Origin of the sequence: Streptomyces sp. NPDC058092 (genome assembly GCF_042884935.1) — a bacterium.
Classification (GTDB): Bacteria; Actinomycetota; Actinomycetes; order Streptomycetales; family Streptomycetaceae; genus Streptomyces.
The window spans coordinates 443,389-457,318 of sequence record NZ_JBHVSY010000002.1 but is presented as its reverse complement, the minus strand read 5'-3'; the positions used below and the strand labels follow the sequence as shown (position 1 = coordinate 457,318).

General features: G+C 68.6%; 9 protein-coding genes and 5 pseudogenes. 7 read left to right on the top strand and 7 right to left on the bottom strand.

From position 1 onward, the window contains the following. The coding region (locus ACFVV1_RS05820; protein ID WP_389984961.1) for a WD40 repeat domain-containing protein at positions 1-1,748 on the top strand (1,748 nt) is incomplete at its 5' end. On the opposite strand, the gene ACFVV1_RS05815 is transcribed toward ACFVV1_RS05820, so the two are convergent. Further along, the gene (locus ACFVV1_RS05815) at positions 1,708-1,926 is read right to left on the bottom strand and encodes a hypothetical protein (protein WP_389985185.1); all 219 of its coding nucleotides are present in this window, start codon (positions 1,924-1,926) and stop codon (positions 1,708-1,710) included. The genes ACFVV1_RS05820 and ACFVV1_RS05815 overlap by 41 nt on opposite strands. 802 nt (positions 1,927-2,728) lie before the next feature. Between ACFVV1_RS05815 and ACFVV1_RS05810 the strand changes: the two genes are divergently transcribed. Both ACFVV1_RS05810 and ACFVV1_RS05805 read left to right on the top strand, forming a co-directional pair. Then, on the top strand, positions 2,729-3,163 hold the full coding sequence (locus ACFVV1_RS05810; RefSeq protein WP_389984958.1) for a hypothetical protein: 435 nt from the start codon (positions 2,729-2,731) through the stop codon (positions 3,161-3,163). Positions 3,164-3,660: 497 nt separating this feature from the next. Continuing rightward, positions 3,661-5,088, top strand: a complete 1,428-nt coding sequence (locus ACFVV1_RS05805; protein ID WP_389984955.1) for an ATP-binding protein — start codon at positions 3,661-3,663, stop codon at positions 5,086-5,088. 234 nt (positions 5,089-5,322) lie between these two features. On the opposite strand, the pseudogene ACFVV1_RS05800 reads toward ACFVV1_RS05805, so the two are convergent. Together ACFVV1_RS05800 and ACFVV1_RS05795 are read right to left on the bottom strand one after the other, a co-directional pair. Continuing rightward, positions 5,323-5,781: pseudogene (locus tag ACFVV1_RS05800) on the bottom strand (tyrosine-type recombinase/integrase); the annotation flags it as partial. A gap of 48 nt (positions 5,782-5,829) precedes the next feature. Then, positions 5,830-6,111 (bottom strand): annotated as a pseudogene (locus tag ACFVV1_RS05795) (DUF5994 family protein); the annotation flags it as partial. Between the two features lie 435 nt (positions 6,112-6,546). Between ACFVV1_RS05795 and ACFVV1_RS05790 the strand changes: the two are divergent. Together ACFVV1_RS05790 and ACFVV1_RS05785 are read left to right on the top strand one after the other, a co-directional pair. Continuing rightward, positions 6,547-8,064, top strand: coding sequence for a UDP-N-acetylmuramoyl-L-alanyl-D-glutamate--2,6-diaminopimelate ligase (locus ACFVV1_RS05790; protein ID WP_389984952.1), 1,518 nt, complete (start codon positions 6,547-6,549; stop codon positions 8,062-8,064). 52 nt (positions 8,065-8,116) lie between these two features. Beyond that, positions 8,117-8,203, top strand: a pseudogene (locus ACFVV1_RS05785) (DNA-binding protein); the annotation flags it as partial. Positions 8,204-8,557: 354 nt separating this feature from the next. On the opposite strand, the pseudogene ACFVV1_RS05780 reads toward ACFVV1_RS05785, so the two are convergent. Together ACFVV1_RS05780 and ACFVV1_RS05775 are read right to left on the bottom strand one after the other, a co-directional pair. After that, a pseudogene (locus ACFVV1_RS05780) lies at positions 8,558-8,656 on the bottom strand (IS5/IS1182 family transposase); the annotation flags it as partial. Between the two features lie 88 nt (positions 8,657-8,744). Beyond that, positions 8,745-9,725 (bottom strand): annotated as a pseudogene (locus tag ACFVV1_RS05775) (BTAD domain-containing putative transcriptional regulator); the annotation flags it as partial. 225 nt (positions 9,726-9,950) lie between these two features. Between ACFVV1_RS05775 and ACFVV1_RS05770 the strand changes: the two are divergent. Together ACFVV1_RS05770 and ACFVV1_RS05765 are read left to right on the top strand one after the other, a co-directional pair. Continuing rightward, a complete protein-coding gene (locus tag ACFVV1_RS05770) occupies positions 9,951-10,031 on the top strand; it encodes a tryptorubin family RiPP precursor (protein WP_351032151.1) in 81 nt (26 codons plus the stop codon). A 131-nt stretch (positions 10,032-10,162) separates the two neighbouring features. Continuing rightward, the gene (locus ACFVV1_RS05765) at positions 10,163-11,209 is read left to right on the top strand and encodes a cytochrome P450 (RefSeq protein WP_389984949.1); all 1,047 of its coding nucleotides are present in this window, start codon (positions 10,163-10,165) and stop codon (positions 11,207-11,209) included. Positions 11,210-11,424: 215 nt separating this feature from the next. Here the strand turns inward: ACFVV1_RS05765 and ACFVV1_RS05760 are convergent, their stop codons facing one another. Continuing rightward, the gene (locus ACFVV1_RS05760; RefSeq protein ID WP_389984946.1) at positions 11,425-12,207 is read right to left on the bottom strand and encodes a polysaccharide deacetylase family protein; all 783 of its coding nucleotides are present in this window, start codon (positions 12,205-12,207) and stop codon (positions 11,425-11,427) included. Positions 12,208-12,774: 567 nt separating this feature from the next. Further along, positions 12,775-13,374, bottom strand: a complete 600-nt coding sequence (locus tag ACFVV1_RS05755) for a hypothetical protein (protein WP_389984943.1) — start codon at positions 13,372-13,374, stop codon at positions 12,775-12,777. Between the last annotated feature and the right edge of the window lie 556 nt (positions 13,375-13,930).

Genomic DNA, 13,930 nt, shown 5'->3' with positions numbered 1-13,930 from the left:
GTGGTGTGGTTCGGCTGTGGGATCCGGTGTCGGGGGCGGGCAGGGGTGAGGTGGCGATCGGGAGCGGGAGCGTGTTCGCCCTCGCCTTCTCCCCCCACGGCGGGGTCGTGGCGACGGCGGGTGCCGGTGGTGTGGTTCGGCTGTGGGATCCGGTGTCGGGGGCGGGCAGGGGTGAGGTGGCGATCGGGAGCGGGAGCGTGTTCGCCCTCGCCTTCTCCCCCCATGGCCGGACAGCGGCGGCCGCGGGCACGGGCGGCACGGTACGGCTGTGGGACCCGCGCGAGCTGCGGCCGCTGGGTGATCTGCCACCGGACCGCAGCGGCCATGTGACGGCGCTCGCATTCTCCCCTGACGGCACCGTGCTCGCCGCCGCCGGCGGCGACGGCTCCGTACGGCTCTGGGACCCGGCCGGCCTGCGGCCATGGGGCGAACTCGTACCGGCCCGCCCCAACTTTGTCGCCGCGCTCGCGTTCTCCCGGCTGGGCGTGCTGTGCGCCACCGGCGACGGGGACCGCCGCCTCCAGCTGTACGCACGGGCGACACGCGAAGCGGCTGTCCCGGCAAGGGACTCGGCTTTCGAACACGGCCTCGCGGGCCCCGAACCGGCGACCGCGCCGGAGCGGGAGCCCGCCGTTCCGGTGGCGGCGCCGGGGCCCGAAACCGGCATCAATGCCTCGATGTTGATGCCCAGGCGTGACAGTGGCCCCGCCACCCCGGTGTTGGCCTCCTCGCGTGAACGCGCCTCCGCCGCCGAGGCGTTGACCTCCGAGCCCGGCTGCGGCCCCGCCGTTCCCGCGTCAGCGTACGCCCCCGAACACGCCTCCGCTGTCCCCGCGTTGGTCCCCGCGCCCGTCCCACCGACGGTCACGCTCGCCGAACGGGCCCGCGCCGCCGACCTCGGCTCCGGCGAACCCATGCCGCTGCTCCCGCTGGCCGACACCCACCGCCGCCCCGCCCAAGGGCTCGCCTTCCGACGCGACGGCATGCTCATGGCGGCGGCGTACGACGACGGGACCGTCGGTCTCTGGGACCCGGTCTCCCGTACGCTGCGGCACCGGCTGACCGGCGAACGGCCGCTGTCCGCGCTGGCCTTCTCCCCGGACGGGTCGCTCCTCGCGAGCGCGGACAAGGACGGCGCCGTGACGGTCCGGGACGCGGCCACCGGCGGCCAGGAGGCCGGACTCCCCCGCGACGGCGGCCCCCTGCGCGCCCTGGCCTTCTCACCGGACGGCGGGGGGCTGCTCACGGGAGGCGCGGACGGGACCGTACAGCTGTGGAACCTCCGCTCGGGTACGCGGGTTCCGCTGCCGGCGAGCCGCGGCAGCGCCGTGCGCGCGCTTTCCTTCGCTGCGGACGCGTCCGTGCTGGCCGTCGGGGACGAGAACGGTCGCGTGGGCCTGTGGGAGGCCGGCGCGGACGGTCGGGAGCTGTGGGCGGGAGCGGAGCCGTCCGGCGAAGGGGCCGTCGAGGCGCTGGCGTTCGCCTCGGACGGCACCCTTGTCGCCGCCCACGCCGGTCCGGCGGGGTCCGGCACAGGCGTGGCCGTCACCTTGTGGCGCCCCGAGGGCTCCACCCCGCCCGCGGTCCTGCACGTGCTTTGTCGGTGTCCGGTGACCGCACTCGCCCTGTCCCCGGACGGCACCCTGCTGGCTGCAGCCGTACCCGGGCTCGCGGTGCTGCGCTGGGCTCTCCCCGGCCCCGCAGCGCTCAGCCCCGGAGCTGCCGCAGCCGGTCCACTGCCTCGCTGAGCACCTCGTCCTTCTTGCAGAAGGTGAAGCGGACCTGGCCGCGGCCGGCATCGTGGGCGTCGTAGGAGACGGGGCTCCGCGAAATGGGCGGCCGTTCACGCCTGCCGGGCTGCGCTCCCGGGAACACTGCGCCCAGCGCAGACGTGCGCAGCGATGTCCTGAGCGAGATGGCGCTCAACGCTCCAGCGTGGAGTGCTGTTGGATCAGTTGAGCCTTCTGTGAGGACTACCGGCCCGGACCATCAGATCCGGTGTCCACACCACAGGAGTCACCACAGGCTGGCAGAGAGGGGAGAGCCAGCCGCACCGGCATGCCTCTCGCAAGAGACTGCCCCGCCCGGGCCCTCTACGAGTGCCGCGTGCCACTAGGTGCCATCCGTAGGGGTAAACAGCGGTCACTACGGGCGTCATCCAGCTGCTGGCCGGGAGCACATCCGCACAGGGTTTTCGCTGGTCAGAGGTATCCCTGGCGATCAAATGCTGGTTGATTCCCAAGCTCAGAGCGCGAGTTCGATTCTCGTCACCCGCTCCACGACAAAGCCCCAGGTCGATGACCTGGGCCTCCCTTGTTGCCTAGACGTCCTGCGGAGCGGCGTGCCCTCCGCGTGCCCCAAGTCGCCCAGATCCGCTGCCGAAGAGGCAGACGACGGACCAGATCACACCGCGACAGCTAAAGGTGTATCGGATTCTGAGACTCCCCTGATGTGGTCTGCGCCACCAGGATGAACAGAATGCTCACGGTGAGTACGCATTTGCCAGCCGCGGTCGCCCCGCTTAACCACTCCTCACCCGATCCGCCACCAGCCGATCCCTCCGGCTGCGGCAAGCCAGGCCGTCGCCGCCGATGAAGAGATCCGCCGAACATCCGCAATACCACTCAAGCCAACCCTGGGGGTCGGAAACTCAACAATTCGGTTCATGGAAGTGCTGTGACAGCGACCATGTCTCCTGCTAACAAACGGTTAACAGAAAGGCGCGTCCATGGTCTACGTACGCGGCAGCACGCTCGACTCGATCGAAGCTGCCGTGGACAAGAACAACGGCGCTGTCGTCATCCGCAACGCTTGGGTGCGCGACCGGGAAGGGATGGATCGCCTGCGGATCACGCGCCTGCAGGCGATCCGTACTCAGATTGTGCGCCGAGGTCTGCGCACGTTCCCAGAACGCCTGCTCTACTCCGACGAACGCTGGGCCTTCGTGGTTTACAGGCCCGAACTCCTCGTCCTTGACGTGGGTGTGCTCGCCTCCGACGCTGAAAAGCGTGCGGCGCTCGACTACATCATGGACGCGCTCAGTAAGGGCCCGCACGGGCAGTTTCAGACCAATGAGAAACGGTTCCAGAACATGCTCCGCAGGCTCGCGCTGGCCCGCCCCGAGATCCACTGGGAGTTTAAGCGACCGACCACAGCCGCATAAGATTCGGGTACTCAGTGGGGGCGGCGTCTGCGGATCGGCCTGACCACTCAGCATGATGCAGCTGTTCCCTGCAAGACGCCCCACGAGGACTGGCCGGCACGGACCATCGTGACTTTGAGCGTGGCAACCGACTGAGCCCTTCGGTGCGCCGTCTCTATTCGAATACCAGGCAGGAGAGCATCGTCGGCAGACGCGGCCCGCCCGAAGGCACCCCCGTAGGCCGCGCCCCAGCCAGGACGGCGGACTGGTCGGAGAAGTCGCGGAGCGATCGTGCCGACCACTGGAAACAGTGTGGGAGTACCGCCGCGCGGCTGTCCCGCGCCGCCAGCATTCCCGGCTCGGGATGCCGCAGCCGGACCCTGCCGCCACCCTCGGTTACCGAATGTCGATGTCACGGTCGGCGTCATCGCGCTCCGCGCACCCGCGATGCAACACTTCCATTGATGATAGTATCTTCAATGGAAGTATCAAGGGCTGCACCCTGGAGGTGGACTGCCGTGAACGGATTCATCGGGCGCCGCACCGAACTCGCTCTTCTGGACGACCTGCTAGAACCAGTGAAGACCGGCGGGCGCAGCGGGCGGCCCGGACGTGCCGTGCTGATCCGCGGACGCCGCCGTGTCGGCAAGTCCCGCCTGGTGGAGGAGTTCTTGGAGCAAGCCGGGCTGCCGCATGTGTTCTTCACTGCCGTCGGAGGCTCTCGCGAGGAGGATCTGGTGGGCTTCGCCGCCGAGGTGACGGCCTCCCGGCTTCCCGACGCGGCGCAGTTCGGCGATTTCACCGCCCCCCTGACCTGGGACGCCGCGCTGACGATGCTCGCCTCCGCGCTGCCCACCGACTCTCCCAGCGTGGTGGTCCTCGACGAGATGCCCTACCTCGTACGCGAGGACCCAAGCTTCGAGGGTGCGCTGCAGAAAGCGTTCGACCGGACGTTGTCGAAGCTGCCCGTTCTGCTCATCCTCATCGGCTCCGACATCGCCATGATGGAACAGCTCAACACCTACGGGCGGCCCTTCTACCAGCGGGGTACCGAGATGGTCGTGCCGCCTTTGAATCCGGCAGAGGTCGCCTCGATGCTCGATCTGCCGCCCGCCGACGCCTTCGACGCCTACCTGATCTCCGGCGGGCTCCCGCTCATCCTGGAGGAATGGCCACACGGCGCCGGGCTGTGGGAGTACCTCGAACTTGCCCTGCGCAGACCGACGTCCGCCCTGCTCGTCAGCGGCGAACGCACCCTGGCTGCCGAGTTTCCCACCGAGGCGCAGGCTCGCACCGTCCTCGGCGCCATCGGCCACGGCGAACGCACCTTCACCCTGATCGGCAGAGCCGCTGGCGGCCTCAACCCCAGTTCCGTATCCCGCTCACTGGAACTCCTGACCTCCCGCCGCATGGTCGCCGCCGAACTACCCCTCTCCACCAAACCCAGCCGCGAGACCCGCTATCGCATCGACGACCCGTACCTGCGCTTCTGGCTCTCCTTCATCGGCCCCGGCATCACGGCGGTCGAACGCGGCCGTGGGGACCGCGTCCTCGACACCATCCGTGCCAGCTGGACGTCCTGGCGGGGCAGGGCCATCGAGCCTGTTATCCGCGAAGCCTTGTGGCGGCTGGGCTCCGACGAAGGACAGCTGCCCGCGGGCACCCATGCGATCAGCGGCTACTGGACCCGCACCAACGACCCGGAGATCGACATCGTCGGCGCTGACCGCTCCCCCATCGCCAAGAAGATCACCCTCGTGGGTTCGGTCAAGTGGCTGGAGAAGAAGCCCTTCGACAACCGCGACCTCGCCCGCCTCATCACTCACCGCTCCCAGCTTCCCGGCGCCGACGACACCACCCCCTTGCTCGCCGTCACCCGCAGCGGGTGTACCGCCGACGGCGTCCCCACTCTCACGCCCGAAGACCTCCATGACGCCTGGTCCTGAATCTGTGACCGGCCGTGCCACTGCGTGCCAGTCGGAGCGGTAGGCAGCGGTCAGCAACGGCGCCCAGTGGGGGCCGAGGATTCCACGCATGGTCGTGTTTTCGCAGACCAGACCGGATATCGAATCCAGGCACGGGTGATTCCCAAGCTCAGAGCGCGAGTTCGATTCTCGTCACCCGCTCCATGCAAAAGCCCCAGGCCATTGGCCGGGGGCTTTCTTGTTGTCTAGACCGGATCAGGCGTCGCGTGCCCGTTCCGTGCCCGATGCCTGACCGTCGGGCGCAATCGCAGCCTTCTCCCGCTCGGCGCGAACGCGGGCGCCGATCCCGTCAGCCACGTCCCGCTGACGCTCCAGGTTCAAGTGCTGGTAGATCAGCGCGGCACGCTCGGAGGACTGCCCAGCGCGGACCATCGTGTCCTTGAGCGTGGCGCCCGACTGCGTCGAGAGCGTGTGTCCGGTGTGACGAAGGTCGTAGAAGCGGAAGCTCTCCGGCAGCCCGACCTTGACTCGAGCCTTCCGCCACTTCCGCCCGAACGTGGAGCGCCGGAACGGCTTGCCCCGCTCCCCCACGAACAGGATTCCGTCCGGCTGCTTCTCCGCGTACCAGGCCAGATGCCGCTTGAGGTCCTTCTCCAGAAAGGCCGGCAGGACAAGGAGCCATCGCGATCGAGTGACCCGCGGCCGGGCCCTTCCGGCCTGTCCGGCACGCGTCTCGTCGTGGGCGCTCACCGAGGACATGAGACGGTCCGCCTCCGCGGGTGTCGCGCCGGGTGGTACGACCAGCAGATCGCAGCGCCCGGCGCCGTAGGAGAGCAGGCAGATCGCACTCGGGCTCTCCCCGGCGTCGGAGCGGTTGATGTGGACCGTACGGTTGGCGAGGGTCAGCGTGCTGAGCCCGGTGCGCCACAGGGGCCGGCTCACCATGATCCTGTCGACGTACGGCCACCGCTCGTCCAACGCCGCCAGCAGATCGGGCAGTTCGCGGAAGAGGTTATGAGAACGGGGCCACCACGCGCCGTCCAGCCTGTGCCGCCCGGTGCCTGGGGCAGCAGTTGCAGCCTGATGGGCAGCGACCGATCGTGATTCACGGTGACTCTATTTCTGAGGCGGGGTGCGTGCTGTGTGATCACGCCCATGGCGTGTCCCTGTCGGCGTACCCAAGAACGACGCCGGCATGGCAGCAGACGTACGAGGTGCTCTCAGTAATCATCACTGTACTCCGGCGTACTCCGGCCGGACCGGGACTGACCGTTCCCCCGATGTGCAGGCGTAGACTCGCGCAGCACCGAGCCGCCGAGCCGAATTCTGCCGTGCCCGGATTTCTTTCACGTCCTGCGCGATCCCCGACAGTCGGGTGCCTGACTCCAGGTACCGGACAGCCAGGTCCATGGTCATCACCGCGGCCTTCCGGCCTGCCGTAAACCGGTGTACCGGAGCTCCGCTTCCGAGGGGACAGCTTTGAAACTAAACGAACTGCTGGACGGGCACACCCACCAGGTGCTTCAGGGCGCCGTCGGAACGCGAATCAGCGCAGGAATGCACTTCGACGCCCATCGCATGACCCGTGGCTCGCTGTACATCGCGGTACCGGGCCACCGCGAAGGCGGCCCCGAAGCCATCACGCGTGCCGTGGAACTCGGAGCGGTGGCGGTCCTGGTGGAAGACACGGGCGTCGTCGTCCCGGACGGGGTGTGCGTCGTAGGCGTACCGGACGTCCGGGTTGCGGCCTCGGCCGTCGCCGCCCGCTACTACGGCGAGCCCGGTCGGGCGATGGACATGGTGGCGATCACCGGCACCAACGGAAAGACCTCGGTGTCGTACATGGTCGAGTCGGTCCTCCGGATCGCCGAGGGCGCGAGGGTCGGGGTCATCGGGACGGCCGGCAGCCGCATCGGCGACGACCCGGTGCCGATGCCGCACTCGGTCCTGACCACGCCGGAGTCGCCGGACCTGCAGTACCTGCTCGGTCACATGCGCGACCGCCGCACGGGCAGTGTCGTGCTGGAGGCCACCTCGATGGCGCTGCTGACCCACCGCGTGGACGACGCCCACATCGACGTCGGCGTATTCACCAACCTGACCCAGGATCACCTGGACGACCACGGCACGATGGAGAACTACCGGAACGCAAAACTGCGGCTCTTCCAGGGCCTGTGCCGCCATGCCGTCGTCAACGCCGACGACCCGGTGAGCGCCGGGATCCAGCGCCTGATGCCGGGGGCCGGGGCGGTCACCACGTACGCCCTGGACACCGACGCCGACGTGGACTACCGGGCGACCGACCTCTCCATGGACGCCACCGGCAGCCGGTTCACCCTCCACCACCAGGGGCGTACGTACCCTGCGTCCATCCCCGTCCCCGGACGGTTCTCGGTGTCCAATGCCCTCGCCACGGTCGCCGCCTGCCACGCCCTCGGCCACGACCTGGGCGCCCTCGTCGCCGCCCTACGGCTGATGCCGCCGGTCCCGGGCAGGCTCGAGCGCCACGTAACCCCGCTCGGCACCTCCGTGATCGTGGACTACGCCCACTCCCCGGACTCGCTGGAGAAGGTCCTGACCACGATCCGCGGCTTCGCCACCGCCCGCGTCATCACCGTCTTCGGCTGCGGCGGCGACCGCGACACCACCAAGCGGGCGGCCATGGGAGAGATCGCCGGCCGGCTCTCCGACCTCTGCGTCCTCACCTCCGACAACCCCCGCACTGAAGATCCCGGAGGGATCCTCGACCAGATCACCCCCGGCATCGCCCTGACCGGCACCCCGTTCGAGCGGATCCCCGACCGGAGTCAGGCCATCCGTTTCGCCCTCGCCGGCGCCGGGCCCGACGACGTGGTCCTCGTCGCGGGGAAGGGCAGCGAGCCGCACCAGATCATTGGTGAGGAGCTGCTTCCCTTCAGCGACATGGCCGTCGTACGGCAGCTCGCCGACGAGGTGTCGCTGTCACGGTCCGGGGCTGCTGGTGCCATCCCCCGCTAGGCGGCGTCTGACGAATGTTCACGCTGGGGTTCTCGGAGCCGAAGGATGAGCGAGGCCAAGGCCGGTCGCGCTGCTGACATCCGACAGCGGCGACATGACAAAACTCTGCGGTAATCACGTCCGGATCATCTCCCTATGACTCGTCGGCGGCCCGCGGAGGTGTGTCTCGGCACCTCCTCATCGAAATGGTCATCGGTGTGCAACCGCGGTGGACGGCACAGCGCCCCGATGCTCGTGCCCCATCCGTGCCCAGCCGAGCGGTCAACAGCGGTAGACAGGGGCGCCGAGAGACCACACCGGGAGCACCCCCAGCGCGGTGTAGCGCCAGGTCAGGGCATATGTGGCCGTCGCAGGCACCGGTGATTCCCAAGCTCAGAGCGCGAGTTCGGTTCTCGTCACCCGCTCCACGACGAACCCCCAGGTCAACGACCCGGGGGTTTTTGTTGTCCAGACCATTTTCATAGTGCTCGCCATTCGCGTGCCAATAACAGTGGCGCAATGAGTTGAACTGCCGGTGGATGATCAAGCAGCAGGACCGCTTGAGGAAGGCTTCGTAGCTGCCGGCTCGGCGTTCCCAGCGGATGCGGAGGCGACCACGAGATGCCGTGCGCCTCGCGCAGTTCGGCGGCGATCGCGGACAGCGGCAGGTGCTCCTGTGCCACGGCCCGCGCCGCGACCACGGCCGGCGCAAGCGGCAGGCCGCCGGTACGGGCGACGATCTCGCGGGCGGCGACCGGCTCGGCGCGTGTCCGGTTCGTACCGACCCGCGCCGCGAGCAACGCCAGCGCCTCCTCGTCCTCGGGCGGCTGCAGCACCAGCAGCCGGGCGCCGACGCGGGTGAGCAGCGTCGGAAGCGTCCCGCGGCTGGTGATGACGACAAGGCCGGGGCCGGCGCCGGGGAGCAGGTCGCGCACCTGGTCGGCCCCGGCGGCGTTGTCCAGCAGGATCAGCAGCCTCCGCCCGGTGGTCAGCGTGCGGAACAGCCCGGAGCGCACCGAGAGATCGTCGGGCACCTCGCCGGGCGCGACCCCGAGCGCCTGGAGGAACCGGTCGAGGATCTCCGCGGGCGGCTTCGGATCTCGTCCGGGGCCGAATCCGTGCAGGTCCGCGTAGAGGTGGCCGTCGCCGAACCGGTCGACGATCCGGTGCGCCCCGTGCAGCGAGAGCGTGGTCTTGCCGACCCCGGCCATCCCGGAGATCACCACGACGCCGCCGTCCGGCAGAGCGTCCATCCGGTCCAGTTCCTTCGCCCGGCCGACGCACGCCGCGCCCGGGGCGGGCAGCTGCGCCGGTACCGAGGAAACGGCCGAGGCAGAGAGCAGCGTCTCGTCGGCGCGCAGAATCCGGCCGTACAGCTCCTGCAACCGGGGATCCGGATCCACCCCCAGTTCGCCGCGGAGCAGCTTCAGGCACTCCGGACAGGAGACGATTGCGTCTGCCTGGCGGCCACATCGGTACAGCGCCGTCATCAGCAGCAGCCGCAGGTGCTCGTCCAGCGGATGGGTGTCCACCAGCGACCGCAGTTCCGGCAGTATCCGCTGCTCGCGGCCCAGTTCGAGGTCGATCTCGAGCCGGGTGCGCACCGCCGCCAGGTGCCGCCCGTCGAGCTCCGGCCGGTGCCGGTCCGCGCCGGGGCCGGTCACACCGGTCAGCGCGGGCCCGCGCCACTGGGCGTGTCTGCCAAGGGCGGTGTACGGGACGCGTGGTGATGGATCGTCAGGAGCCCTTGCGGCTGAAGTGTTTCAGGGCCTGCTGAGGCTTCTGGCTGCTTGTGGTTACCGTGTGACCGGGTGGGGTAGCTTCTGCGCGTTATCGAACCTGTGGACCATTTCACGGCTCGCCGGTACCGCCGAGATGCGTGACGTCCCCCGAGAGGAGGTGCAGTGATGAAGCTTCTCTTCGCTATCCGTAACAAGGTCGCAGCTACCAAGAGCCTCAAGGCGAACGCCTGGTACCTCTGGTACTGAACCCGCGCCGCTGCTGTGCGGCCGAGGTGACACCGTTGTCCGGCGCCGCCTGCTCTGGGGAGGCGGCGCCGGACAACGCTCAGCCGCAAGGTTCCACCCGGCTACCCCTTCCCACCGCACCGGAGCCCACGATGCCGCCGTCATCCACAGTGCGCCCGCGCACCACCGTGTTCGCCCCGCGCCTGGCCGCCCTCATCGACGACCACCTGGGCCGGGACGTCTTCCGGCTGGAACCCGACACGATCGGGGTCGCGGGATTCGAGGTCGCCGACCGCATCCTCGCCGCACGCCGGGCCACCGAGACGGAACGCCCCACTTTCAAACCGCTGCACGGACATTCCATATCGCGCGGCGAGGCTTCCGGCGTCACCCGCACGATCGGTAATGACGTACGCGAGGCGCTGGCCAAGCCGGCGCCGAAAGACGTGGACCTCTCCGGTTCCTGGCCGCTGACCGGGCACCTCTTCCTGCGCGACCTCATCCTGGGACAGGATCCCTACCGGCTGCGCCTGCTCATGAGCCGCAACCTCGAACTGACCCCCAAGCTCACCTGGTCGGTCATCGCGGTCGGCGCCGCCCTGCCCGGCTGGCCCCGGCCCGGCGAGCGGCTCACCGGGCTCGCGGGGCGGGCGTCGGGGGCCACCGGCTACCAGGAACGCCGGTACGCGATGGGTATGTACCGCCGGGCGGCCGCCCCGGTGTGCTTCACCGTCTCCACGCTCGTCGCCAACGCCCTGTGGCTCGGATCGCCCTTCGACGACAGCACGCCCAACCGCCACATCATTTATGAGGCGTTGCGGCTGCTGCCGCCCTCCTGGAACATCCTGCGCAATGCCTCGCCCGAATACCCCGTTATCGATGACCGGATCGGCGAGCGGGACGACGTCCTGCTGCTGCCCCTGCTGTCCCACCGGGACCCGGCCTTGTGGGACGCCCCGGACAGCTTCCGCCCGGAACGCTGGAAGGATCTCGACCCCGACACCGCCCCCGGCTACCTGCCCTTCGGTCACTCGTCGGAGCGCTGCTGGGGCCGGCACATGGTGATGCCCCTCGCTGAACTGCTGCTGGACCTCATCCGCGGTTCCGGACTAGTGGTCGACCCGGACCAGCGGGTCGGCAAGGTGCCCCTCCTCGGCCTGCTGGGCGTGGACGACGTACGGCTGACGCACGGGGCCTGAACGGCTCCTCACCCGCGGCCCCGGCCCGCACAGCGGGGAACCCCGGAACCTGCGCCACCACACCCCGCTACCCCACGGCCGGATCATCTCCCTCCGTGGCCGTCCAGCCGTTCCTGATCGCCCGAGACTGGTCGGACGTTGCGACGACCAACTTGTTCATGCCTGTCTGCCGGTGCCGGGGGGCGGGTCTTGATGTCAGTGCGGGCGAGCCTCACTCACCGCACGGGGAAGCCGAAGGAGTATCCCTGCTGCTTCAGCCAGGGCAGGATCTCGCGCAGAGCGGCCAAGGTCTGGGAGCGATCCCCTCCCGCGTCGTGGAAGAGGACGGTCGGCCCGTTGGAGATCTCGCTCTTGACGGTGGCGACCATGGTGTCCACACCGGGACGCTCGAAGTCTTTGGAGTCGACGTTCCAGCCCAGCGGCCGCATCCCCCGGGACGCGGCGAGCTGCCGGCTGTACGGGGTGAAAGCACCGCCCGGGGCCCGGTAATACTGCGGCCGGACGCCTCCGGACGCCTTGGTGATCATGCGTTCGGCATCCAGGATCTGCTGGGACTGGTATGCCTCGGACTTGGTGTCCATGGCGGTGTCGTGCGAGACCGCGTGGTCGCACAGCCGGTGCCCGGCCGCCACGACCTCTTTGACCAGGTCCGGGTGTGCCTGGGCCTGCGTGCCCACCATGCAGAACGTAGCCTTCACACCGCTGTCCTTCAGCAGTTGCAGTACCTGCGGCGTCCAGACCGGGTCCGGTCCGTCGTCGATGGTGATGTTGACGCCCCGGGCGCCGCGGTCCGAGGCGTGCGCGATGTCCGCCGCGACCTTGGCCACGGTCCGGTCCTGAGGCCGGGCGTCCGGCGCCGAGACACGCGCTTGCGGCTGCCGCCCTCCGGCGGGGTCGGCCTGCGCGGTCCACACCGAGGTGGCAGCGGCCACCGCTGTCACCCCGAGCGCCGCCGCGAGAAGCCGCCCGTGCCATCCCCTTCCCTTGTGCCTTGCCATGTCCGCCCACCCCTTTGCTGCCTCCGCCGATGCCCTGCCCTCATGAAGACATACGAACGCCCGCACAGGATCCCTCTGTTACCGATCGCAGACGAATCCGCAGGGTCCCGGCGACAAACGCAGGAGCTCCGCGACAGATGAGGGGGCGCAACGGCCGCGAAAAGGTGCCGGCGAGGGCGGCAGACGCTGATCCGCACGGATTGCGGCGGAGGCACCCACGCATGCGTCGAATGGCTCGCGAAGCAGGGCCGATGGCCGTCCCGCTCGGCCGCCACCCAGCTGATCACCACCGCCCGCCGCCGGCACCTGCGATTCACCCACCACTGGGACCGGACCGACGTCATCACCAGCGCGATCGAGCGACTCGACGCCCTCCCGAACCCCGGTTGACCAGCAGATCCGCCTGTCCCGACGAGCCTGAACCATCCCACCGGAAACATGAACCCCGGCGCCCACCCAGCGCGACAATCGGGCCAGCGGCCTGCCCACACGCCCCAACAAACGAAGAAGAGCCCGTCAGCAAGCTGACGGGCTCCCGCGAAAGATCGAGGCTAACCTGCCATCAGGTCAGATCGTCGGTGTGTCATCGACGATCTCCTTGTGCGGTTCGACAATGAACCTCCAGCCATCGCTGGGCTCCAGGAACCGCACTCGGGTCGGGTAGATGTCCAGGGCACGGCGGTCGCGGTTTTGGCTGTTCGTGTTCTTCCGCCCCCGGGCCGGCTCCTCGTACAGGTCGACCCTGACGTCCGGCACCGCGACGGTTTCCTCGCTCCAACGCTGAACAATCCCCGCGCCGAACGCGTCCCGTGCGGCGGAGTAGAGCGAATCCAGGGATTCCTTGTTCCCGTCGGGCACGAAAAGGGCGAGGTTCAGGAGGACGCCGGCACTCTGGAGAACCTCGATTTCTTCCCCTGCCTTGTCGGCAATCCAGATCCCACGCTCTTCGACATTTTCCGGGAGAACATGAATTTCCTCACCGAAGATCGTCCTCGCAGTGAAGGACCCTCCCTCGAAATTCTTACCCGGCTTCGTAAGGAAAGCCGGGGCGTAGCAGTCGAGAGGAAGGCCATCCATCTCCGCCGAGACGAAGATGCCGTCCTGGAGGCCCAATTCCGAAACCTCTCCGGCCGTAAGACGTCGAGCCGTAACCTTCTCGGTATTCACGCCATTCCCCTTTTTTCGTGGCGTCCTGTAAATTCATTAGGACTATACCATGAAAACGAACGCCCAATCCCTTTACGCACACCTTCGCTCTCACGATAGTACAGTCGACCCTCCGAGTAATTTCTTCCGACAGAACAACAGGCAAATCCTCTCGTATCGCCAGCGAAACGCAGCCCCCGTAGAGAAATACGGTGAGGCCCAAGAGGTGAGGCCCAAGAGGTGACTCACCGCTTCGGCGGGGTTTTCGGAACCAAGTCAGCCGCCAAGTGAAATGCGGGCGGCTTTGTTCGAATGGCAACCCGGCGACCCAATCGAGCGAACCACGGCGGTCGCCTCTCCGATCGGGCCGTGCCCTCCGCGTGCCCCAACTCCGAGAAATGCTCCGGTTAAGCGGCCGCCGCCGCCGCACCACATCGGTGGCGCGGCGGCGGCGAGCCTCGCATAGTGAGATCCGTTTCGTGGGGCCTACGTCACTTCATCGTGGGGAAGCGTTTCGTTTCGTCCGCAAAGTGCTGGGCCATCGGACCACCGACAACTGCGGTCGACACGCGGCATC

What these genes read in the sequence shown, in the direction of transcription:
- ACFVV1_RS05765 (WP_389984949.1), top strand. Translation starts at nt 10,163, where the DNA reads ATGCCGCCGTCATCCACAGTGCGCCCGCGCACCACCGTGTTCGCCCCG.
- ACFVV1_RS05810 (WP_389984958.1), top strand. Translation starts at nt 2,729, where the DNA reads ATGGTCTACGTACGCGGCAGCACGCTCGACTCGATCGAAGCTGCCGTG.
- ACFVV1_RS05760 (WP_389984946.1), bottom strand. Translation starts at nt 12,207, where the DNA reads ATGGCAAGGCACAAGGGAAGGGGATGGCACGGGCGGCTTCTCGCGGCG.
- ACFVV1_RS05770 (WP_351032151.1), top strand. Translation starts at nt 9,951, where the DNA reads ATGAAGCTTCTCTTCGCTATCCGTAACAAGGTCGCAGCTACCAAGAGC.